Source organism: Massilia sp. UYP34 (assembly GCF_056279385.1).
Window position 1 is genome coordinate 95,358 of record NZ_JBWBRF010000006.1, and the last position, 23,051, is coordinate 118,408.

Annotated in this window: 17 protein-coding genes and 1 pseudogene; 11 read left to right on the plus strand and 7 right to left on the minus strand. The window is 67.8% G+C overall.

From position 1 onward, the window contains the following. Window positions 1–104 precede the first annotated feature (104 nt). Window positions 105–536, minus strand: a complete 432-nt coding sequence (locus ACZ9AQ_RS12305; protein WP_429206417.1) for a putative quinol monooxygenase — start codon at window positions 534–536, stop codon at window positions 105–107. Between the two features lie 93 nt (window positions 537–629). Between ACZ9AQ_RS12305 and ACZ9AQ_RS12310 the strand changes: the two genes are divergently transcribed. Next, window positions 630–2,264: a M28 family peptidase gene (locus ACZ9AQ_RS12310; RefSeq protein ID WP_429206418.1), complete on the plus strand. Its 1,635-nt coding sequence runs from the start codon at window positions 630–632 to the stop codon at window positions 2,262–2,264. Between the two features lie 28 nt (window positions 2,265–2,292). Here ACZ9AQ_RS12310 and ACZ9AQ_RS12315 read toward each other — a convergent pair whose 3' ends face one another. Continuing rightward, window positions 2,293–4,851, minus strand: coding sequence for a hybrid sensor histidine kinase/response regulator (locus ACZ9AQ_RS12315; RefSeq protein WP_429206419.1), 2,559 nt, complete (start codon window positions 4,849–4,851; stop codon window positions 2,293–2,295). A 142-nt stretch (window positions 4,852–4,993) separates the two neighbouring features. Beyond that, window positions 4,994–5,524, minus strand: a complete 531-nt coding sequence (locus ACZ9AQ_RS12320; RefSeq protein ID WP_429206420.1) for a GNAT family N-acetyltransferase — start codon at window positions 5,522–5,524, stop codon at window positions 4,994–4,996. 258 nt (window positions 5,525–5,782) lie between these two features. On the opposite strand from ACZ9AQ_RS12320, the gene ACZ9AQ_RS12325 reads away from it, so the two are divergent. The 3 genes from ACZ9AQ_RS12325 (at window position 5,783) to ACZ9AQ_RS12335 (ending at window position 9,863) form a co-directional block, all read left to right on the plus strand. Next, on the plus strand, window positions 5,783–6,253 hold the full coding sequence (locus ACZ9AQ_RS12325; protein ID WP_429206421.1) for a chemotaxis protein CheW: 471 nt from the start codon (window positions 5,783–5,785) through the stop codon (window positions 6,251–6,253). 12 nt (window positions 6,254–6,265) lie between these two features. After that, complete coding sequence (locus tag ACZ9AQ_RS12330; protein ID WP_429206422.1) at window positions 6,266–7,996, plus strand: methyl-accepting chemotaxis protein; 1,731 nt, start codon at window positions 6,266–6,268, stop codon at window positions 7,994–7,996. A 220-nt stretch (window positions 7,997–8,216) separates the two neighbouring features. Beyond that, window positions 8,217–9,863, plus strand: a complete 1,647-nt coding sequence (locus ACZ9AQ_RS12335) for a methyl-accepting chemotaxis protein (protein ID WP_429206423.1) — start codon at window positions 8,217–8,219, stop codon at window positions 9,861–9,863. A 58-nt stretch (window positions 9,864–9,921) separates the two neighbouring features. On the opposite strand, the pseudogene ACZ9AQ_RS12340 reads toward ACZ9AQ_RS12335, so the two are convergent. Together ACZ9AQ_RS12340 and ACZ9AQ_RS12345 are read right to left on the minus strand one after the other, a co-directional pair. After that, window positions 9,922–10,212: pseudogene (locus ACZ9AQ_RS12340) on the minus strand (IS1595 family transposase); the annotation flags it as partial. Window positions 10,213–10,324: 112 nt separating this feature from the next. Then, window positions 10,325–11,359, minus strand: a complete 1,035-nt coding sequence (locus ACZ9AQ_RS12345) for a porin (RefSeq protein WP_429206424.1) — start codon at window positions 11,357–11,359, stop codon at window positions 10,325–10,327. A 705-nt stretch (window positions 11,360–12,064) separates the two neighbouring features. Between ACZ9AQ_RS12345 and ACZ9AQ_RS12350 the strand changes: the two genes are divergently transcribed. The 6 genes from ACZ9AQ_RS12350 to ACZ9AQ_RS12375 all read left to right on the plus strand — a co-directional run bounded on the left by ACZ9AQ_RS12350 (window position 12,065) and on the right by ACZ9AQ_RS12375 (window position 19,634). Further along, entirely contained in the window at window positions 12,065–13,120 is a 1,056-nt protein-coding gene (locus ACZ9AQ_RS12350; RefSeq protein WP_429206425.1) for an aldose epimerase family protein, read from the plus strand. Then, window positions 13,117–13,998, plus strand: a complete 882-nt coding sequence (locus ACZ9AQ_RS12355; protein WP_429206426.1) for an SMP-30/gluconolactonase/LRE family protein — start codon at window positions 13,117–13,119, stop codon at window positions 13,996–13,998. Before ACZ9AQ_RS12350 ends, ACZ9AQ_RS12355 begins: the two co-directional genes overlap by 4 nt. A 222-nt stretch (window positions 13,999–14,220) precedes the next feature. Continuing rightward, on the plus strand, window positions 14,221–16,974 hold the full coding sequence (locus ACZ9AQ_RS12360; RefSeq protein ID WP_429206427.1) for a GAF domain-containing protein: 2,754 nt from the start codon (window positions 14,221–14,223) through the stop codon (window positions 16,972–16,974). Between the two features lie 85 nt (window positions 16,975–17,059). Then, window positions 17,060–17,683: an IS607 family transposase gene (locus ACZ9AQ_RS12365; protein ID WP_476108126.1), complete on the plus strand. Its 624-nt coding sequence runs from the start codon at window positions 17,060–17,062 to the stop codon at window positions 17,681–17,683. Then, window positions 17,677–18,873, plus strand: a complete 1,197-nt coding sequence (locus tag ACZ9AQ_RS12370; RefSeq protein ID WP_476108127.1) for an RNA-guided endonuclease InsQ/TnpB family protein — start codon at window positions 17,677–17,679, stop codon at window positions 18,871–18,873. The genes ACZ9AQ_RS12365 and ACZ9AQ_RS12370 overlap by 7 nt, the downstream gene beginning before the upstream one ends. Before the next feature lie 71 nt (window positions 18,874–18,944). Next, a complete protein-coding gene (locus tag ACZ9AQ_RS12375) occupies window positions 18,945–19,634 on the plus strand; it encodes a fumarylacetoacetate hydrolase family protein (protein WP_429205290.1) in 690 nt (229 codons plus the stop codon). On the opposite strand, the gene ACZ9AQ_RS12380 is transcribed toward ACZ9AQ_RS12375, so the two are convergent. Then, window positions 19,535–20,413, minus strand: coding sequence for a hypothetical protein (locus ACZ9AQ_RS12380; protein ID WP_429205288.1), 879 nt, complete (start codon window positions 20,411–20,413; stop codon window positions 19,535–19,537). The two genes, ACZ9AQ_RS12375 and ACZ9AQ_RS12380, sit on opposite strands and share 100 nt — an antisense overlap. Before the next feature lie 127 nt (window positions 20,414–20,540). On the opposite strand from ACZ9AQ_RS12380, the gene ACZ9AQ_RS12385 reads away from it, so the two are divergent. Further along, window positions 20,541–21,398 (plus strand): hypothetical protein, encoded by an 858-nt coding sequence (locus tag ACZ9AQ_RS12385; protein ID WP_429205287.1) that lies wholly within the window; start codon window positions 20,541–20,543, stop codon window positions 21,396–21,398. A gap of 49 nt (window positions 21,399–21,447) precedes the next feature. Here ACZ9AQ_RS12385 and ACZ9AQ_RS12390 read toward each other — a convergent pair whose 3' ends face one another. Then, window positions 21,448–23,049 (minus strand): methyl-accepting chemotaxis protein, encoded by a 1,602-nt coding sequence (locus ACZ9AQ_RS12390; RefSeq protein ID WP_429205286.1) that lies wholly within the window; start codon window positions 23,047–23,049, stop codon window positions 21,448–21,450. Window positions 23,050–23,051 lie beyond the last annotated feature (2 nt).

Sequence of the window (23,051 nt, forward strand, 5' to 3'; positions counted from 1 at the left end):
GCCGCGCCACAAGCTCGACGCCGATCCAGCCCAGCCGCGCCACCTGCCCACCGAACCCGGCGTGGGCTACCGGCTCCGGCTGGGGCAGTGAGTGTGTGGAGGGCTCAGCGCGCCAGTCCGTGGCCGCCAACCGGTTCGGTCTCGAACCGTTCGGCGAAGCCGGCGATCAGCGGCCGGCCTTTGGCGATGGCGGCCTGCACCGACGGCAGCGACAGCGAAGCCTTGTGGCTGGCCTGGTCTTTCCAGGTCTCGGTGATCCAGATCGCGTCGGCATCCTGCGCGTCTTTCGCGATCACGTAGGCCAGGCAGCCGGGCATGCCGGCGGTGCCGTCCAGCAGGAGGGCGATGAGTGCGTCGCGCTGGCCCGGCTGGGCGCGCATTTTTCCAATCAAACCGTACATCCTGGGCTGCTCCATATCGATGGTGGTGGTGGCGGGGCCGGCGTACGCGCCGGACAGCGGCGTGACGGCCAATGGGGTGATGGCCAATGGTGTAATCGCCAACCCTGCGATCGCCGTGCGGCGGGATACCGGCATATGCTTTCTCCTGGCGTCATTGCAGAGTGACCGACAGTATAAGGCCCTGTTGGTTTAAGATGGTTTTTTTCACCACACTGTCACGGAACTTCGATGCGACTTCATCCCCTCGCCCTGGCCGCCGGCGCCGCCATCCTCGCCTTGTCACAAGCGGCGCACGCCCAGCAACCGTCCGCCATATCGGAAACCGCGCTGCGCGCGCACATGTCGTTCCTGGCCGATGACCTGCTCGAGGGCCGCGGCACCGGCCAGCGCGGCGGCGACCTGACGGTGCGCTACCTCGAGACCCAGGCCGCCCTGATCGGCCTGAAGCCAATCCCCGGCGGCGGCTATCGCCAGAAGGTCGAGATCGAGGGCAGCAAGCTGCTCGAGGGCAGCGCGGTCTTCAGCGCCGGCGGCAAGACCATCGAGCCGGAACTCGGCAAGGGCATCGTGATGGGCACCAGGAGCGGAAAAGAGAACGTGGCGTTCGACGCGCCGCTGGTCTTCGTCGGCTACGGCGCCGCCGCGCCCGAGGAAAACTGGGACGACTACAAGGGTCTGGACGCCAAGGGCAAGATCCTGGTCATGATGGTCGACGATCCCCAGCCCACCGCCGAAGAACCGAACCGCTTCGCCGGCAAGGCCTATACCTGGTACGGCCGCTGGGTCTATAAATACGAGGAAGCCGCGCGCCGCGGCGCCGCCGGCGTGCTGTTGATCCATACCACGCGGTCGGCCTCGTACCCGTGGAGCGTGCCGGCCAACGGCTTCGGCAACGAGCGCTTCGGCCTCAAGGGCAACGGCAACCCGATGGAAGGCTGGCTGCACGAAGACACCGCGCGCGAACTGTTCGCCGCCGGCGGCCATGACCTCGACCAGCTGCGCGCCCAGGCCGAGCGGCGCGATTTCCGCCCGGTCGACCTGAAGGTGGCCGCGAAGGTCGCGCTGCGCTCGACCATCCGTCCGGTGGACCAGTTCAACGTGGTCGGCATCGTGCCCGGCAGCGACCCGAAGCTGAAGGAGCAGGCCGTCATTTATTCTTCGCACTGGGATCACTTGGGCGTGGCAGAAGCGAAACCGGGCGCCGACCCCAAGGCCGACCGCATCTACAACGGCGCGATCGACAACGCCTCGGGCACCGCCGCGCTGCTGGCGATGGCGGCCGAAGCCGTCAAGAAGCCGGCCAAGCGCACCCAGATCTTCCTGTGGCCGGCGGCCGAAGAGCAGGGCCTGCTGGGCGCCGCCGCCTACGTCGCCAAGCCGGTGTGGCCGCTGGCGCAGACCGCCGCCGACCTGAACCTGGACAGCCTGAACTTCGTGGGCCGCACCAGGGACATCGGCGTGGCCGGCGCCGAGCGCAGCTCGCTGTACGAGACCTCGCGGCAGGTGGCGAAGTCGATGGGCCTGAAGATCGCGCCGGCCGTTCCCGACCTGTCGGGGTCCTTCTTCCGCGCCGACCACTTCGCCTTCGCGAAGGCGGGCGTCCCGGCCTTCAACGTCGGTTCGGCCGTGTTCTCGGGCGACGGCCACTTCGAGTTCGAGCAAAACCAGCAAGCATCGAGCGCCCGGATGAAGGACTTCAAGAACCATTACCACCAGGTCACCGACGAATACGTCCCGGAATGGGACCTGTCGGGCATGGTGCAGCAGGCCCAGTTCACGCTCAACCTCGGCTACGCCGTCGCCAACGCGCCGGCCATGCCGACCTGGAACAAGGGCGAAGCCTTCGGCAGCGTGAAGCGCTGAATTGAAGCGCTGAATGTGAAGCGCTGAGCTAGGCCGCCGCGGCGCCGCCGACTGCCGCCAGGATCCGTTCCAGCTCGGCCATGTCGAGCGGCTTGACCAGGTGATGGTCGAAACCGGCGCGGCGGCTGGCTTCGCGATCCTCGGCCTGGCCATAGCCGGTGACCGCCACCAGCAGCGCGCCGGCGCTGGCCGGCTGCGCGCGCAGGCGGCGCGCCAGTTCGAGTCCGTCCATGCCGGGCAGGCCGATGTCGAGCAGGCAGGCGTCGGGTGCGAACGCCTCGGCGCGCGCCAGCGCCGCGAACGGGTCGTGCTCGAGCGCGACTTCGTGGCCGGCGGCGCCGACGTACAGCGCCAGCACCTGGGCCGCGTCGACGTTGTCGTCCACCACCAGCACCCTCAGCGCGCGCGCCGCTTCCACCCGCGCCGCGCCAGGGCCGGCGCCAGGCGCGCCGGCGTTGCGCCCGGCGCAGCGCGGCAGGGTCACCGTGAAGGTGCTGCCCTGGCCCTGGCCGGCACTCTGCACCGCCACGCTGCCGCCGTGCAGCAGGACCAGGCTGCGCACCAGCGCCAGCCCGATGCCCAGGCCGCCCTGGGTGCGGTCCGGCGTGCGCTCGCCCTGCACGAACATCTCGAAGGCGCGCTCCAGCTCGTGCGGCAGCATGCCGATGCCGTTGTCGGCGACGACGATGCGCAGTGTCGTTTCATCGAGTTCGAGCGCCACCGCGATGCGCCCGCCGGCGGCGGTGAACTTGACCGCGTTGTGCAGCAGGTTGCCGACCACCTGCACCAGGCGCTTGCGGTCGCCCATCACCCAGGCCGGCGCCGGCAGCAGCGCGGTCTCCAGGTGGTGCCGCTTCTGGCGCAGCGGCTCGCCCACCTGTTCCAGCGCCTCGAGCACCACCTCGTTGACGTCGATGCGGACCTTCGACAGCGCCACCAGGCCGCGCGTGACGCGCGAGACGTCCAGCAGGTCGTCGACCAGGCCGGCCATGTGGCGCGCCTGGCGCGCGATGATGCCGCTGATCTGGCGCGTGCGCGCCGGATCCAGGCCGTCCCGGCCCAGCAGCTGGGCGCCCGAGGCGATCGGCGCCAGGGGATTTCTCAGTTCGTGCGCCAGCATGGCCAGGAATTCGTTCTTGCGGCGGTCGGCCTCGCGCAAGCCTTCCTCGGCGTTGACGCGGTCGGTGACGTCCTGGATGGTGCCGCGCAAGGCCGTCACGCGGCCGTCGGCGTCGAGCACCGCTTCGCAGTGCAGGTCGATCCAGATGCGGTGGCCGTCGGCGTGCAGCACCTGCATCTGCAGGCGGCCATTGCCGCCGTCGCGCTCCAGCTCGCGCAGCAGGGCGTCAAGCCGATCCCATGAGTCCTCGGGCAGCAGGGTGCCGCGCTGCTGCGCGAATGGCGGCAGCGCGCGCCCGCTGATGTAAGTCACCGATTCCGAGGTCTCGATCGCGCCGGTGGCCAGCGTCAGGTGCCAGGTGCCGAAGCGCGCCATCCGGTGCGCGTCGCGCAGCTCGGCCTCCTTGACCGCCAGCGCCTGCGCGCGCTCGCCCAGCAGGCGCGAGGCGGCGCCGATCGCCTCGGCCACCTCGGCCGTCTCCTTGACGTAGGCATGGGCGAAGCGCGGGGGATCCTCGCCCTTGCCCAGTGCCACCGCCGGCGCCGTCAGGCCCTGGACCGCGCTGGCCAGCCGGCCGCCGATCTGCCACGCCAGCCACAGGCCGATCGCGAACAGCAGGGTGATGCCGGTCAGGAGCGCCGCCAGCGGCTCGAACATGGCCTCGTTCAGGTTCGCGCGCGGCACGCCGATCGCCACGTGCCAGCCGGTGGCGCGCGAGCGCGAGTAGAAGGTCAGCAGGGTCGTTCCTTCCTGCGAGACCGAGGGCACGATGCCTTCGGGTGCGCTCAGGATGGCGCGGTACAGGGGATCGGTGACGCGCTTGCCGACGAACAGCTCCGGGCTGAGGTTGCGCGCGAAGATGGTGCCGGCGGCGTCGATCACCGAGGCGCGCGCGCCGTCCGCCACCGCCTTGGGCGACAGCATGTCGTCGAAGTAGTCGGGCTGCACGCCGACGCTCAGCACGTAGGCGATGCGGCCGTCGACCAGCACCGGAACGTTGACGCTGACGGTGGGGCGCTTACCTACCGCGCTGGTGAACGCGTTCGAAATCGAGGGTTTGCCGCTGGCGAACACGCTCTCGAGCTGCTGCGCGCGTCCGACCGGGAGCCCGGCGCCATAGGGAAGGCTGGTGTTGAAGATCTGCTGCCCGCTGCGGTCGCGCAGGACGGCGCCCATGCCGGGGCCGGCCAGCCGCAGGGCTTTGCGCGCCTGGCGGTGCGCGCGCGCGAAATCGGCGCTTTGCAGCGCGTCGAGGGTCGACAGGGTCTGGGCGATTGCCTGCGCCTGCAGCAGCTTGCTGTCGACCGTGTGCACCAGCGCGCGCACGGTCTGCATGGTATTGCGCTCGTACTGGGCGCGGCTCTTGCGGTATTGATCGATGAACAACAGCGAGGCGCCGACCACGCCCGGCAGCAGGGTCGCCAGGACGAGCCAGAGCAGGTAGGCCCGCAGCGGCCTGCGGGTCATGATGGAGGAGGCGCCAATCACATTGCTTTCCGGAAGTTTTGAACTGGCGATTCTACGCGCAATCTTCCCCGGGCACACTGGCCGGCGCGGTCGCTCATGGCCGGCGCACGATGGCGCGCAATCGTCGCGCGGTAGCGGCGGCTCAGGGACGGCTGCGGCTGAACAGTGTCTTGTAGTAGATCACCGTCGCGTGCCAGCGGCCGTTCGGGGTGCAGGCGTATTCGGGCAGCTCGCCGACCCGCTGGTAGCCGGTCTTGCGGTACAGCGCTTCGGCCTCGGACCCGGCCGCCGTGTCGAGGTAGAGCAGGCCGCGGCGCAGCGCCAGCGCCTCGATCTCGAGCGCCTGCATCAGGGCGGTGCCGATGCCCCGGCGGCGCTCGGTGCAATGCACCAGCACCTTCTGCACCTCGGCGCGGTTGTTGCCGTTCGGTTTCAGGCACAGCGCGAGCTGGGCGCTGCCGACCAGGTTGCCGTCGCGCTCGGCCGCGAGCAGCACGCGCCGCCCGGCGCCGACCTCGTCCGCCACGGCCTGCCAATAGGCGTCGAGCTGGTCCTGGTCGAGTCCGTTAAGAAAGCCCAGCGAATGGCCATCGGCGACGGCGTCGAGCAGCAGCGTGGCCAGTTGCGGCTTGCGCTCGGCGATGGCGCGCGGGTCGAGTCGGCGGATGATCATGATGGCTCCTGGTTGGGTAGGTGGCGCACCGGATCGCAGTGCGGAGAAATTTTATTTCCGAAGCACAATTTATGCCAACTGGTATGGCACTGAGTTGGAAAGCCTGTTCAAAATCGTTGCTATCACGCCATAGTTAAACCTAAATTAGAACGAATTTCACGGGTATTGACACTTGTCCATCGACAGCCGCAAGCGGCGTCAGTAACGTATTTCCGTTGAGAAATTTATTGACGCAGCAACCATTGGACGGGAAACGATATGGAAACGAGCAACGAGAACGAAGTGCTGTCTTTCCGCCTCGGAAAGGAAGAGTACGCGATCAGCATCCTGAAGGTGCAGGAAATCCGCGGCTACGAAGCGCCCACGCGGCTGGCCAGCGCGCCGGCGCACCTGAAAGGCATCATCAACCTGCGCGGCGCCATTGTTCCGATCGTCGACATGCGCCTGAAGTTCGGCATCGGCGCCGCGGTGTATGACGCGTTCACCGTCGTGATCATCCTCAACATCGAGCACCACGTGATCGGCATGGTGGTCGACAGCGTCTCGGACGTGGTCACCCTGAGCCCGGAGCAGATCCGGCCCGCCCCCGAGATGCAGGCCACGCTGGACGGCAACTGCCTGCTTGGCCTGGGCACCGTGGACGAGCGGATGCTGATCCTGCTCGATATCGACAAACTGATGCAGTCCGACGAGCTCGGGCTGGTGGCAGAGCTGCCGCGCGCTGCCTGAAAGGGAACCGACATGACACTTGCACACCTGAATATCGGAAAACGGCTCGCCCTGGGCTATGGCGTGATCTGTGCCATGCTGGTGGTGATGATCGTGATGAGTAATGCAATGCTGGGCCGGATCAATGCCGGCACCGACGAGATCGTCAACGGCCGGATGCCGCGCATCGAGCTCACCAACAGGATGCAGATGGAGGTCAGCGATATCGCGATCGCCGTGCGCAATATGATGCTGAGCAGCGACGCGGCCGACCATGCGCGCCAGGTGGATGTCATCATAACGTCGCGCAAGGCAATCGACGAAATCCTGGCCCAGATGAAGGATGCGCTGACCAACCCGAAAGCGGTCGAGCTGCTCGAACAGATGAACAAGGAAGTCGTGTCATACAAGGCGGGCCAGGATGCAATGATCAAGCATATCGCCGCCGGCGACATGGAGGCGGCGCACGCGCTGCTGGCGGACGACTTGCGTCCGCTGGTGCGGCGGCTCAAGCAGGCGACCGGCGAACAGATCGCGCTGCAGAACGAGATCGCCACCCAGGCGGCGCGCGATGCCGATGCCACCTACCGCAGCACCAGCATGCTGATGTGGGGCCTGGGCGGCGCCGCGCTGGCGCTGGCGGCCCTGGTGGCGTGGCGGATCACCCGTTCCATCACCGAGCCCCTGGGCCGTGCGCTCCAGATTGCCAATACCGTGGCCGCGGGCGACCTGACCAGCCGCATCGAGGTCACCGCGCGCGACGAGACCGGCCAGCTGCTGCAGGCCCTGAAGAGCATGAACGAGAGCCTGGCGCGCACCGTCGGCGCCGTGCGCGTCGGCACCGACACCATCGCGGTGGCCGCCGGCCAGGTGGCGGTGGGCAGCCAGGACCTGTCGGGCCGCACCGAGCAGCAGGCATCGGCGCTGGAAGAAGCGGCGTCCTCGATGGAAGAGCTGACGTCGACCGTGCGCCAGAACGCCGACAATGCGCGCCAGGCCAATGTGCTGGCCACGGCCGCATCGAACGTGGCGGCCCGCGGCGGCGCCGTGATCGAGCAGGTGGTGGGCACCATGGACGCGATCAACGCTTCATCAAGCAAGATCAATGACATCATCGGCGTCATCGACGGCATCGCCTTCCAGACCAATATCCTGGCGCTCAACGCGGCGGTCGAAGCGGCCAGGGCCGGCGAGCAGGGCCGGGGCTTTGCCGTGGTGGCGAGCGAGGTGCGCAACCTGGCCCAGCGCTCGGCAGCGGCCGCCAAGGAGATCAAACAGCTCATCGGCGACTCGAGCGACAAGGTGGCCGGCGGCAGCCGCCTGGTGGCCGAAGCCGGCGCCACGATGGCGGAGATCGTCGACAGCGTGCGCCGCGTGACCGACATCATGGGCGAGATCAGTTCCGCCAGCCACGAGCAGACCGAGGGCATCGAGCAGATCAACGGGGTGGTGGCGCAGATGGACGAGGGCACGCAGCAGAACGCGGCCCTGGTCGAGGAGGCGGCGGCCGCGGCGGCGGCGCTGCGCGAGCAGTCGACCTTGCTGGCGCAGGCCGTGTCGGTGTTCCGGATCGACGGCGCGCAGATGCTGGCGGCGTCGAGCGCCGCGGTGGACGCGTCGCCGGCGGGCGCGGGGCCGGTGGTGGCGCCGGTGGCGCCGCCGGCGCGGCCGGTACTGGCCGCAGGCAAGCCACGTGCGCGCCCGGCTGCGGCGACATCGACGGCGAAGGCGACGGAGGCGGCGGGGGAGTGGGAAGCGTTCTGAGGCCGGAGGATTGACAGCCGCGACGGCAAGCCTGGCTTGCCGTTTTGCTGTTTTGATATGAATCATTACTAAAAACCTTGCATATCGTCCAGAAAATAGCTCGATCAGGCGGATATCCCCGATTCGTTAGCGTGCACACATCGTCATAGCAAGAACTTGAACGTACTCTAATTTCCATTTGGAAATATCTATTAATAGAATGGAAATGAGGAGTACGACCATGAAGTTAGCAAACCTGGGTATCGGCAAGCGCCTGGCGCTGGGTTTCGGCGCCGTCAGCCTGATGCTGGTGCTGATCAGCGCCCTGAGCAATGCCTCCATCCTGCGCCTGAACAACGGCACCAGGGAGATCGTCGAACACCGCATCCCGGCCATCGAGATGAGCAACCGGATCGATGCCCAGATCAGCATCATCGCCATCGCCGTGCGCAATATGATGCTCAACGACGATCCGGTCGACCGCCGGCTGCAGGTCGGGGCGATCGAGGACGCGCGCAAGGTGATGACCACCACCCTGGTCGAGATCGAGCCGACCCTGCTGGCGCATGCCGCCTCGATCGGCATCCTGCGCCGCATGGAAACGGCCAGCGCCAGCTATCTGGCCGGCGCCGACGAGCTGGTCAAGCTGATCCAGGCCGGCGAGGACGCGCAGGCCAGGGCTTATCTGCTCAACGAGCTGCGTCCGCGCCTGGGCGCCCTGAAAGAGGCCATCGGCGCCGAGCTGGCGCTGCAGAAACAGTTCAGCGAGGCGGCGGCGCAGGATGCGGCCGCGACCTACGGCAGCACCATCCGCCAGACCTGGGGCCTGGGCCTGTTCGCGCTGGCGCTGGCTGCGGGCATCGCCCTGTGGATCACGCGGTCGATCACCCGGCCGGTGGCGCGCGCGCTGGAAGTGGCCAATACCGTGGCCGCGGGCGACCTCACCAGCCGCATCGAGGTCACCACGCGCGACGAAATGGGTCAGCTGCTGCAGGCCCTGAAGACCATGAACGAAAGCCTGGCGCGCACCGTCGGCGCCGTGCGCGCCGGCACCGACACCATCGCGGTCGCCGCCGAGCAGGTCGCCGCCGGCAGCCTGGACTTGTCGAGCCGTACCGAACAGCAGGCGTCGGCGCTGGAAGAAACCGCGTCATCGATGGAAGAGCTGACCTCGACCGTGCGCCAGAACGCCGACAACGCGCGCCAGGCCAGCATGCTGGCCGCATCCGCGTCCGGCGTGGCCGCGCGCGGCGGCGACGTCATCCATCAGGTGGTCGGCACGATGGACGAGATCCAGGCGTCTTCGAGCAAGATCGGCGACATCATCGGCGTCATCGACGGCATCGCTTTCCAGACCAATCTCCTGGCGCTGAACGCCGCGGTCGAAGCGGCCAGGGCCGGCGAGCAGGGCCGGGGCTTTGCCGTGGTGGCGAGCGAGGTGCGCAACCTGGCCCAGCGCTCGGCGGCGGCGGCCAAGGAAATCAAGGGGCTCATCGGCGACTCGAGCGACAAGGTGGCCAATGGCAGCCGGCTGGTGGCCGAGGCCGGCGCCACGATGGACGAGATCGTCGACAGCGTGCGCCGGGTGACGGACATCATGGCCGAGATCAGCGCGGCGAGCCGGGAGCAGACCGACGGCATCGAACAGATCAACGGGGCGGTGGCGCAGATGGACGAAGGCACGCAGCAGAACGCGGCCCTGGTCGAGGAAACCGCCGCCGCATCGAATGCGATGCAGGAGCAGGCGGCGCGGCTGGCGCAGGCAGTGGCGGTATTCCGGATCGCCGCCGCCCCGGCTGCCGCAGCGCCGAGGGCGGCCGTGCGGGCGCCGGCGTCGCGCCGCCCGGCGGTCGCCGGCCCTGCCGCAGCCGGGGCGGCGGCGTTCTGAGCGATTGTCCGACCAGCGCGAACCGGACGGCCAAATCGAGCCGCTGCACCCGTCGGCTGTCGATGACGCCGAATGTGATGCGCAGCAAGTGCTCAACAGAAGCGACTCGCCCGCCATCGCGCCCGATGCCAGCCGAGGTAGTTGGGTAGCCGGCGCGACGCCACGTCATGAAAGCGCCAGCCATTCCTTGAAGCGTCGGTGACAGCCGTTGACGTGCTGGACATGGAGGGCGCCCCCGACGGCCTTGCGGACCCGTTCGCCGGCGCCGGCATTGACGGCCTGGTGCGCGACGCCGAGGGGCACGCGCGAAGGCATGGGCGGCGCTGGCGTCCGTGACCAGCAGCGCCTGGGGCGCATCCACAGCGAACGAGGACAGCGCCAAATAAAAACGGCAAGCCGCGAGGCTTGCCGTTGTTGTGCTTCGTGCCGGGTGACGCACACCCGGATCGAGGCGGCGTCGTTTAGAACGAGTGACGCAGGCCGACGTTGTAGACCTGTGGGTCCGAACCGAAGGCGGTTGCTGGCAGGGCGACGGTGCCTGCTGCCGAGGTCAGCGAGAACACGCCGTTGCTGTTGTTGCGCAGCTTGGCGTACGACGCGTACACGTTGGTGCGCTTCGACAGGGTGTAGGTGTAGGCCAGGGTGACTGCCTTGCCTTCCGTATCGCCCAGCTCCTGCTCTTGCTGCTGGTAGTTCAGGTAGACGCGGCTGGCGCCGAAGCCGTACGAAATACCGGCGTTCATCTGCTCGTACTTGTTGTCGATGCGGTTGGCGAATTCAGGATCGGCTGCCATGTAGCCGCCACGCAGTTCGAAGTCGCCGAACTTGTAGCCCAGGCCGAAGTTGTATTCCTTGCTGTCGCCCGATGGCAGGTCTTCGCGGTTCTGGTAGCCAGCGCCGACGTAGAAGCCCGCGTTCGCGTATTCCAGCGCCACGCCGGTGATGTCGCCGGTGTCTTGCGTGGTGGTCTCGTTACGCTCGCCCGCGCCATAGGCTGCGCGCAGAGTGAAGCCGTTCAGCGCGTTGCTCTGGTAGTTGACCGAGTTGTCCAGGCGACGGGTCAGGCGGTTGGTGCCGAAGGCTGCCAGGTTGGAACCGTAGAAACCCTGGCCCAGGATGTCCGATGCGCCAGCGACGGCGGCGATCGGGCCGTATTCGCGGCCGACGGTCACGGTGCCGAAGGCGCCTTGCAGGCCGACCACGGCGCGGCGGTCGAACAGACGCGAGTTGGTCGCGCCGGTGTCGGCAGCGATGGCGGCTTCGATGTTGAACAGTGCTTTCAGACCATTGCCCAGGTCTTCGGTGCCACGGAAGCCGAGACGGCTTGCCGACTGGGTGCCCGACTGCACGACGGTGCGGCTGCTTTCGCCTGGCGCATCGTTGTTTTCGACGCCGATCGAGGCGTCGATCATGCCGTACATGGTGACGCTGGTTTGTGCTTGAGCCGCCAGCGGGAGTGCCGACACGAGGGCGATGGCAAGGATTTTGTGCTTCATGGATGTCTCTCCAGTGTTTGTTTGTGAAATAGCATATTCATGATGACATGCCAGACGGACATTTGTCATCGGTCCCCAACCAATCGAAACGAGGGCGAAACCCCCAATTGACAAGCGCGAATCGACCTCGCACGCCGCCGTTTTCATAGGAGAACCCTGTATTGGCGGGCTCCGTGCGAAGTAACCCGGGGGACATCGGAGGGCCTAAAAAAATTGCTGATAATCAATTTATTGCGTTGCAATAACGCCACATTTTCGCCATTGACATCTGCTGCGGTGCGCAATAACGGTGCGAATCCCCACTGCCGCTGGTGTAGCGGCGGCGGCCGGCGCGGCGCGCATGGATGCCCGCGCACGCTGTTGCCGGGTACCAGATAGGCCTCGTCTGCCTGTGGCCCTTGCACTATGCATATGCGCTTTTTGCACCGCGGTAGTGCATCGTCTCCGCACCCGCCGGCGTGGCCCGGCGCAACAGACTTGACAGTCGCCTCGATACGTCGATGGTGTCGGAGCCATGGGGGCAGGCCGCTTTCGATGTGCGACGGGGCGCCACGACCAGGCCGGCGCGGATGCCGACCTGATCGCTTCAGCGTGTGGTCCAAGTCGGCGCGGCCGGCCTCGGCGCCATGCTACGATCACGGCGTCGATGGCCCCGGCCACGATTCGCTTATTGATATGGACGACATTCCAGAGGACCGATACGACGTGCAAACCGGTATCACGCAAGCGCCATTCGGCCGACTGCCCGACGGCAGGGCCATCACCCAGTTCACGCTGACCAATGCCGGGGGCATGGTGGCGAAGATCATCGACTTTGGTGGCGTCATCACCGAGCTCCATGCGCCCGACCGCGACGGCAACTTCGCCGACGTGGTGCTGGGCTTCGGTTCGCTTGAGCACTACCGCACGGACAGCCCCTATTTTGGGGCGCTGATCGGCCGCTACGGCAACCGCATCCGGCATGGACGCTTCACGCTCGACGGACAAGAAGTGCAGCTCCCGGTCAATAACGGCAACAACCACCTGCATGGCGGGCCGGATGGCTTCGACCGCGTCAAATGGGAGGCAGCGGTGATTGGCGCCAGCCTGCGCCTGCGGTATCGCAGCGTCGATGGCGAGATGGGCTATCCGGGCAACCTCGATGCGACCGTCACCTACACGCTCCTCGACACCAACGAGCTGGTGGTGTCGTTCCACGCCGTCACCGACAAGGCGACGCCGGTCAACCTGACCCAGCACAGCTACTTCAACCTGGCCGGCGACGGCGACATCCTCGGCCACGTCCTGAACATCGAGGCCGACGCCTTCGTGGCCATCGATGCCGAATCGATCCCGACCGGCGAGCTGACGCCGGTGAGCGGCACGCCGTTCGATTTCCGCACGCCGCGCCCGATCGGCGAGCGCATCGGCTGGCCGGACGAGCAGCTGGGCCATGGCGGCGGCTATGATCACACCTTCGTGCTCGACAAGCCGCAGGGCAAGGCGTTGCGCCGCGCCGCGCGCGTGTACGAGCCGGGTTCCGGGCGGGTGCTGGAATTGTGGACCGAGGAGCCGGGCGTACAGTTCTACAGCGGAAACTTCCTCGACGGTTCGCTTGCGGGCAAGGGCAGGACGTACCCGCACCGCAGCGGCTTGTGCCTGGAGCCGCAGCATTTCCCCGATTCGCCGAACCAGCCGCAATTTCCGGACGTGATCCTGCGTCCGGGCCAGGTGTACCAGACCGAGTCGCGCTTTCGCTTCCTGGTGGAGCCGGGCGCATGATGGAGGTGCTGCAGGGCGCCGGGCACGAGCTCGGCGAATGCGCGCTGTGGTGCGAGCGCACCGGCCGGCTGCTGTGGACCGACATCCCGGCCGCCACCCTGTGGTCGCATTCGCCTTCGACCGGCCGCACCGCCAGCTGGAAGATGCCCGAGCGCCTGTGCAGCTTCGCGCTCACCGGCAGCGACGATCGCCTGCTGCTGGGGCTTGCCTCCGGCCTGGCCTTTTTCACGTTCTCGACCGGCAAGGTCACGCGCATCGTCGACGTCGAAGCGGATGATCCCTCGACGCGCCTGAACGACGGACGCTGCGACCGCCAGGGACGCTTCGTGTTCGGCATGTTCAACCAGGACGAGAATCCGAAGCGCGCGGTGGGCGGCTTTTATCGCCTGAACCTCGACCTGTCGCTGGAGTCGCTGCCGCTGCCGAAGGCGGCGATCGCCAACAGCATCTGCTTCAGCCCCGACGGCCGGCGCATGTATTTCGCCGACTCGCAAGAGAAGGCCATCCTGTACGCCGACTACGATCCCTGCAGCGCCCGGGTCGGGCGCGTGCACACCTTCGTCGCGGCCGATGCCGCGCCGGGCGAGCCGGATGGCGCCACGGTCGACGCCGAGGGTTTCCTGTGGAGCGCGCGCTGGGGCGCGGGGCAGGTGCTGCGCTTCGCCCCAAGCGGCAAGCTGGATCGGGTAGTCCCGCTGGCCGCGCCGCAGCCGAGCTGCCCGGCGTTCGGCGGGCCCGGCCTGTCGACGCTGTTCGTCACCAGCGCCCACGCGGGCATGACGGCGATCGACCGGGCTGCGGCGCCGCTGTCGGGGGCGGTGTTCCAGCTGCCCCTGGACGTGCGCGGCTTGCCCGAAGCGCGCTTTCTTCACCGCTGAGCGTTGCCGTGGGCGGCCGCAACCGCCGGGCTCGATTCAATTGTGTCATCGACACAACCACCAAAAGTCACGGATGTGTAACGGGCGCAGCCTGTTTCGTTTGCTCGCTATAATCGCCCACGATAAGAAAAATGTTGGCGGCCGGGCAATAAGAACGCTTCGGGAAACGTTCCAGTGTATCAAGCCCAGCCAGCTTTGCGAGAACCATACTGGGCAATCCTGATGAGCAATCTGAGCAGTTTCCCGCCGGCGGCCGTCGGCGGCTTGGCGCTGGGAGAGCCGGCGCAGTCCGAGCCACACGCCTGGCCCGAGGGCCTGCGCGCCATCTTCGACCTGATCCTGGCATCGCGCTTTCCGATGTTCCTGGCCATCGGCCACGACCTGCGCCTGTTCTATAACGACGCCTATTCCGACTTGCTCGGTGACAAGCACCCGGCCGCGTGCGGCGCGCCATACGCCAGCGTCCGGCCCGAATTGTGGGAGCGCATGCGGCCCTATTTCGCACGCGTGCTGGCCGGCGAAGCGACCCAGCTCCAGCACGCCCTGATGGAATTCGAGCGCAACGGCAAGCGCGAGCGGCGTTTCTTTTCCATCTCGCTGTCGCCGGTGCGCCATGCGGGGCAGGTGGCCGGCGTCTATTGCGTGTTCACCGAGACCACGTCCGACGTGCTGTCCGAGCACCGCCACGCGTTTCACCAGAAGCTGGGCGAGACCCTCGACGGCCTGGATGACGCCGCCCACATCATCAAGGCCACCAGCGCCATGACCGGGCAGACCCTGGGCGTGGCGCGCGTCGGCTATGGCGAGATCGATCAAGCGGGCCGTACCGTGAACGTCGACCGCGACTGGACCGACGGCCGCATGGCCAGCCTGGCCGGCATGTCGCATGCGCTGGACGACTTCGGACCCGGGATCGCCGCCATGCTGCGCCAGGGCCGCACCGTGCGCATCGACGACGTCGCGGCCGACGCCCACTCGGCGCCATGCGCCGCGGCCTATGCCGGCATCGGCGCGCGCGCCGCGGTGATCGTGCCGATCATCGAAGAAGGCCGCCTGTCGGCCGTGTTCTACCTGCACGAACCGTCCGCGCGCCACTGGACCGAGCAAGAAACCGCGATGGCCGAGGACGTGGCGCGCCACACGCGCGAAGTGGTGCGCCGCTCGCGCCTCGAGGAAACCCTGCGCGACGAGTCCCGGGTGCTGGAGGCCGTCAACCGCACCGGCCAGGTGCTGGCCTCGACGCTCGACCTGGCCACGCTGTCGCAGGCGGTCACCGACGCCGGCACGGAGCTGAGCGGTGCGCGCTACGGCGCCTTCTTCCACCATGCCGACGGCGAGCGCGAACCCTTGCGCTTGTACGCGCGGTCGGGCGCCGCGTGCGACGGGTTCGAGCGGATCGGGCCGCCGCTGTCGGCCGAGATTGTCCGCCTGGTGATGCAGGGCCACGGCGCGCTGCGCAGCAACGACATCGGCAGCGACCCGCGCTATGCCTCCCTGGCGGCCTGCGGCATGCAGCCGGGCCACCTCGCGGTGCGCAGCTTCCTGGCGGTGCCGGTGGTCTCGCACTCGGGCCGGGTGCTGGGCGGCCTGTTCTTCGGCCATCCCGACGCCGGCGTGTTCAGCGAGCGCACCGAACGCATCGTGTCCGGCATCGCGGCCCAGGCCGCGGTGGCAATGGACAACGCCCAGTTGTACGAAATCGCCCAGAAGTCGGCGCTCGAGCGCGACGCGCTGCTGCAGAGCGAGCGCGCGGCGCGCGTGCAGGCCGAGCGCCTCAGCCACGCCAAGGACGAATTCCTGGCCATGCTGGCGCACGAGCTGAGAAATCCCCTGGCGCCGATCAGCAGCTCGGCCAGCCTGCTGAGCATGCAGTTCGCCACCGAGCCGCGCATCTGCCAGACCAGTTCCATCATCAGCCGCCAGGTCAAGCACATGAGCCGCCTGATCGACGACCTGCTGGACGTCTCGCGCGTGACGCGCGGCCTGGTCAAGCTCAAGCTGGCGACGGTCGATTTTCGCGAGGTCGTGACCGGGGCGCTCGACCAGACCCGCCCGCTGGTGCTGGAAAAAGCGCACCAGGTGCGGGTGGAACTGCCGGAGGCCCCGGTCTGGGTGCGCGGCGACCAGACGCGCCTGGTGCAGAGCGTGGCCAATATCGTCAACAACGCCGCCAAGTACACGCAGAAAGGCGGCCAGCTGGCGCTCAGGCTCGAGGTGGTCGATGGCCGCATGGTCTTGCGCGTGCGCGACAACGGGTCCGGCATGCCGCCCGACCTGGTGCCGAGCGTGTTCGACCTGTTTACGCAAGGCGCGCGCACGCTGGCGCGCTCGCAGGGCGGCCTCGGGCTGGGCCTGACGCTGGTCAAGCGCCTGGTCGACCTGCACGAGGGCGAGGTGGCGGCGCACAGCGACGGCGTCGGCTTCGGCAGCACCTTCACGCTCACCTTGCCCTGCGTGACGCTCGCGTGCGACGGCAGTGACGTGCAGCCGGGCGACCCCGAGGCCGCGCGCGCCGTCCTGCAGCGCAAACTGCGGGTGCTGATCGTGGACGACAACAGCGACGCCGCGGACAGCCTGGCCAACCTGCTGCAGGTGCAGGGCCACGCCACCTCGGTCGAGTACGACGCCCAGTCGGCCCTGCGCCGCGCGCGCGCCGAGCGGCCCGACGTGATGCTGATCGATATCGGCCTGCCCGACGTCGACGGCTACCAACTGGCGCAAGAGCTGCGGTCCCTGCCCGAGACGGCGGCCACGGTGCCGGTCGCGGTGACCGGCTACGGCCAGGCCAAGGACCGCGAACGGGCGCTGCAGGCGGGCTTCGCCCATCACCTGGTCAAGCCGGTCGACATGACGGCGCTGGTGCGCGTCCTCGAGTCCAGCGCGGCGCTCGCGGCGGTGGCGGAAGCGGCGTCCGGCCCCGTGGCGCCCAGGCCGGCTTCGGCGTCCGAATCCGAAGAGACGATGGCGCCGGCCTGAATCGACCGCCGGACCACGGCCGTCCGGGGCGGGGGCTTTTTACAGTCAGCTCGAACTTGCTCATTGTTGCGCGGTCTTATGCAATATGAGCAAGCTTGTTTCGATCAGAGTCGCCGCCAAGGCGCTTGGTGTCTCGGCCAGCACGCTGCGGCGCTGGGAAGCGAGTGGACGCCTCGTGCCAGTGCGCACCGAGGGTGGCCAGCGCCGCTACGACCTGGCGGCCCTATGCCCCCGGTTCGCCCATGGCGCGCCGGCGCCGCGCCGGACGATCGCCTATGCGCGCGTCTCCAGCCACGACCAGCGCGCCGACCTGGAACGGCAAAAGCGGGTGCTGGAACTGTACTGCGCAAGCCAGGGCTGGTCCTTCGACACGGTCGCCGACCTTGGCTCGGGCATGAACTACCATAAGAAAGGCCTGGCTCGGCTGCTCGAGGCGATCCTCGCAGGCACGGCCGGACGCCTGGTGCTGACCCACAAGGATCGCCTCCTGCGCTTCGGCGCCGAGCTGGTATTCGCCGTCTGCGAGGCAAAACAGGTCGAGGTCGTCATCATCAACCAGGGCGAGGACAGCAGCTTTGAGGAAGACCTGGCCAGCGACGTGCTGGAGATCATCACCGTCTTTTCTGCACGGCTGTACGGCAGCCGAAGCCACCGAAACAAGAAGCTGATCGACGGGGTGCGCCGCGCCGTGCAGGAGGCGCAGTGCTGATCGCGCACCGCATCCGGCTCGCCCCCAACAACGCCCAGGCCACGTACCTGGCGCGCGCGGCCGGCGTCGCCCGCTTCGCCTACAACTGGGCCCTGGCCGAGTGGCAGAGACAATACGAGGCGCGCAAGGCCAACCCCGCCCTGCCGGCGCCGTCGCAGCTGGCGCTGCGGCGCCAGCTCAACGCCATCAAGCGCGAACAGTTCCCCTGGATGCTCGAGGTGACCAAGAATGCGCCGCAGATGGCGATCATCCAGCTCGGCGAGGCCTTCAAGAATTTCTTCGCGCGCCGCGCGCGCTACCCGAAGTTCCGCAAGAAGGGACGGCACGACCGTTTTACCTTGACCAACGACCAGTTCCGCATCGACGGCAAATACATCCAGATCCCGAAGCTGGGCCCTGTTCGCATGCGCGAAAGCCTGCGCTTTGCCGGCCGCATCGTCTCGGCCACCGTCTCGCGCACTGCCGGGCACTGGTACGCCAGCATCACGGTCGATACCGCAGAGGAAACGCACCTGCCGCCCGCCGACAACCAAGGCGCGGTCGGGGTCGACCTCGGGGTAGCGGCGCTGGCGACCCTGTCGAACGGCGAAGTGTGGACCGGGCCGAAGGCGCTCCGATCCCTGCTCGGGCGGCTGCGCCGGCTGTCGCGCTCCCTCTCGCGCAAGGTCAAGGGCTCGCGCAACCGGGCCAAGGCGAAACTGAAGCTGACCCGGCTGCACGCGAGGATCGGCCACCTGCGCAGCAACGCCTTGCACCAGCTCACCAGCAGCATCGCGCGGCGCTTCCACACCATCGGCATCGAGGACCTGAACGTCAAGGGCATGCTGGGCAACCGGCGCCTGGCGCGCGCGATCGCCGACATGGGTTTCCGTGAACTGCGGCGCCAGTTGGACTACAAGGCGGCATGGCGCGGTGGCCGGGTGGTGGTGGCCGGCCGCTGGTACCCGAGCAGCAAGACGTGCTCGATCTGCGGCCACATGCTGGAGAAGCTCGACCTGGGCGCCAGGCAGTGGACCTGCCCGGGCTGCGGAACGGTCCACGACCGCGATGTCAATGCGGCCGTTAACCTCGAAACGATGGCGGTAAGTTCTACCGCGACAGCCTGTGGAGGGGCAGGCGCTGGCGCCGTGCGCGAGCACGGCGTGAAACCGGCCCCGGTGAAGCAGGAATCCAGCAGCGAGCAGGTTTAGGCAATTTCGACCAGCTTTGCGCAAGTCTGGAGGAACGGTATGATTGCGCCTCCGTCAATGAAAGGATGAGCATGTCCGAATTCGTCTTCGCCGCACCCGCCACGCCTTCCGTGGCCGTCAGCGGTTCGAGCAGCCGTTTCCCGGTGCGCCGCGTGTTCTGCGTCGGCCGCAACTACGCCTCGCATGCGCGCGAGATGGGGAGCGACCCGAACCGCGAACCGCCGTTCTTCTTCACCAAGCCGGCCGACGCGGTGGTGCCGGCCAGCGGCGCGGTGCCGTATCCGCCGTCGACCGGCGACCTGCATCATGAGATCGAACTGGTGGTGGCGCTGGGCGCGGGCGGCGCCGACGTCGACCCGGCCGACGCGCTCGACCTGGTGTGGGGCTATGGCGTGGGCCTGGACCTGACCCGGCGCGACCTGCAGGCCGCGGCCAAGGACACCGGCCGTCCCTGGGACATGGCCAAGGGCTTCGACGCGTCGGCGCCATGCAGCGCGCTGCATCCGGTGAGCGAGGTGGGCCATCCCGCCAAAGGCCGTATCTGGCTGGAAGTGAACGGCGCCCTGCGCCAGGAAGGCAACCTCGATGAACTGATCTGGCCGATCGCCGACGTGATCGCCTACCTGTCGCGCTTCGTGACCCTGGCGCCGGGCGACCTGATTTATTCGGGCACGCCGTCGGGCGTGGCGGCGCTCAGGCCGGGCGACCGCGTGCGCGGCGGCGTCGACGGCGTCGACACCTTCGAACTCGAGATCCGCTGAGCCTCCATCAAGCCTGCCATCTGCGCCTGCAAGGCCTGGCGCGCCGCGTCGAGCTGGGCGCCGTTGGTCTTGCCCGAGAGCGCGCCACGGTCCTTGCGCCCCAGGAAGTAGGCGACCCGCTCGGCATTCGCGCCGGAAGGGTGGGGCAGGCCGTGCAGGATGCGCTCGGCGCGCAGCACGCCTTGCGCCGCCAGCCAGTCCAGGCTAGCGCCGACGCTGGCTCCCATTGGGATGAACAGGGCGTCGGGCAGCATGGCCGCTTCATGCGCGAAGTAGCGCAGCGTTTGTTCGCGTAGAAAGGCGTGGCGCGGCATGGCGGGCGTGCCGCTGTAGTTCTTGCCGTCCACGAACACCGGGTGGCGCAGGATGGCGCCGATCTGGACCACCCCGGCGTCAGGGCCGAACAGGGTGGCGCAGCTGGCGATGCCGAGCCAACGTTGCACCCCGATCGCATCGAGCAGGGCCACGAAGTTGGGCCGGATCGCGCCGCTGAAGGCGCCGGCCCGGCGCGCCGCCACCAGCACGTCGTCGGTGGAAGCGCCCGCGGCCATCCGGCGCTGCGCCTCGCGCATCGCATTCTTCCACTGCACGAAGCCGGGCGAGATGCCGACCACCGCCACGCGCGCGGCGCGGTTCACCGACTCGAACGGCACGTAATAGCTGCGGTAACGCCCATCATTTGCCAACAGGAAATTCTCCGGGATGTCGGCCGGTGCGGCGATGCCGGACAGATCCAGCGCGCGGATCGCCTCCGCATAACGGTCGAAAAGAATATCCATGGAATTGGGAGGCAAAGGTCGACAAGCTCGACATTCTGCCAGCGTTTTGTGTCGCATCAATGTACGCGAAGTTTGATACGCTAGTGACATCGACGCACATTGCGCCAGATCCAATAGGAGAAGGGCCATGACTCAAGTCGCATTGATTGCCGTGCATGGCATGGGGGAAACGCTGCCCGCGTATGCGGACGGCCTGGTGGCGCGGCTGCGCGCCCGCCTGGGCGGCCTGGCGGGCCACGTGACGATGCGCTCGGTCTATTATCAGGGCATTCTGCACGACAACCAGCGCCAGGTCTGGGAGCGCACCGCCGCCGCCGGCAAGCGGCGCTACGACGCCCTGCGCAAATTCGTGCTGTACGGCCTGGGCGACGCCGCCGGACTGGAAAACCGCAAGGAAATCCCCGGTTCGGTCTATGAGCTGGCCCAGGGAGAGATCGCGGCCGCCTTGCTGTCGGCCCATGCGGCGCGTCCCGCGATGCCGGTGGTGTTCGTCGCCCAGTCGCTGGGCGGGCAGGTGCTGTCGAGCTATCTGTACGACGCCCAGAAGGCGGCCGCCGGCCGTCCGGTCGGCGCCGGCATCTGGCGCAATATCGACGCCTGGGCGTCCGGCGTGCTGGGCCGGTCATTGACCGCGAGCGAGCGCCTGTTCCTGGGCGGCGGTACCTGCGCCGGCCTGGTCACCACCGGCTGCAATATCCCGATCTTCGTTGCCGCGCACAAGGAGATGGACATCATCCCGATCGCGCCGCCCACCTCGCTGTTCAAGTGGATCAATTTCTACGATCCGGACGACGTGCTCGGCTGGCCGCTGCAGCCGTTGTCGCAGGGCTACCGCATGCTGGTGGAGGACCGCGCGATCAATGCCAGCGGCGGCGTGGCGAGCCTGCTGGCGCGCAGCTGGAATCCGCTGTCGCACGAGAGCTACTGGGAGGACGCCGCGGTGCTCGATGCAATCGCCGCCATGCTGCGTCGGCTGGCGGCCTGATTGCCCAGGCCGCCTACATCGCCTACATCGCCTACATCGCCTACATCGCCTACATCGCCAGCGCCGGCGTCTTGCGCAGCGCCAGGCGCGACTGGGCAGGCGCGTCGCCATTGCCCAGGCTGAAGCCGGCCGCCACGGTGGCCAGGCGCGTCGCCTGTTCCTGCATGCTGGCTGCCGCCGCGGCGGCCTGTTCCACCAGCGCCGCGTTCTGCTGCGTCACCTGGTCCATCTGCGTGATCGCCTCGTTCACCTGATGGATGCCGGCGCGCTGTTCCTGGGTGGCCGACGTGATTTCGGACATCATGTCGGTCACGCGCGCCACGCTGGTCACCACGTCGTGCATGGTGGTGCCAGCCTGCTGCACCAGGGTGGTGCCGGCATTCACCTGGGTCATCGAGTCGCCGATCAGGCCCTTGATTTCCTTGGCCGCGCTGGCCGAGCGCTGCGCCAGGTTGCGCACCTCGCTCGCCACCACGGCGAAGCCGCGGCCCTGTTCGCCGGCGCGCGCCGCTTCGACCGCCGCATTCAGGGCCAGGATATTGGTCTGGAAGGCAATGCCGTCGATCACGCCGATGATGTCGACGATCTTGCGCGCCGAGGCGTCGATGGAACCCATCGTGTCGACCACCTGGCCGACAATGGCGCCGCCGCGTACCGCCACCTCGGACGCCGCCTGCGCCAGGCCATTGGCCTGCACCGCATTGTCGGCGTTCTGGCGCACGGTCGCCGTCAGTTCTTCCATCGAGGCCGCCGTCTCTTCGAGCGAGCTGGCCTGCTGCTCGGTGCGGCTCGACAGGTCGAGGTTGCCGGCCGCGATCTCGCTCGACGCGGTGGAGATGGCGGTGGTGCCATGCTGGACCTCGGCCACGACCCGGTGCAGGGCGCCGTTCATGGTTTCCAGCGCCCGCATCAGGTCGCCCACTTCGTCTTTCGAGTAGGTGGCGAAGGTATTGCCGAGGTTGCCCGCGGCCACGGTTTGCGCGACCTCGAGGGCCGAACCCAGGGGCCTGGTGATGCTGCGCGTGATCATGATCGCGGCGACCGAGCCCAGCGCCGTTGCCAGCACGGCCAGCAGGACGACCAGGCGCGTGCTGCGCTCGTTGGCGGCCGCGATCTCGACCGCGGTCTGGTCGATCGCCTGGCGCTGCATGTGGAGCAGGCCCTGCAACTTGGTGCCGTAGGCAGCGGCTGCAGGCGAGAAAACTTCTCCATACGCGCGCTCGGCGCCATCGGCGTCGCCCGTGGTCCGCGCGTTCATCACCAGTTCCTTGGCATTCTGGTAGGTCTTGCGCAGCGCGACGATCTCGCCCAGCGCCTGCTTTTCTTCCGGCGAGTCGAGCAGCGCCTCGACCTTCTTGAGGATGCCGGTGCTTTCGGCCACGCTGTCCTTGATCTGCTTGGCGAACACGTCCGACAAGGTGCTGTCGGCGCTGCGCGCGATCAGCGAGGTGCGGACGATCGCCGAATGCACCAGGAGATACCAGTCCGCTACCAGGCGTTCCTTGGTCAAGGGCTTTTGCATCATCTGGCGGGTGGCTTCGGCACTGCTGTGCGTGGTGTACACCGCAAATGCGGTGCCGGCCAGGGAGAGAACGAGAATCGTGGCGAACGCGAGCGTCAGGCGCGGGCCGATGCGAAGATTTTTAAACACAA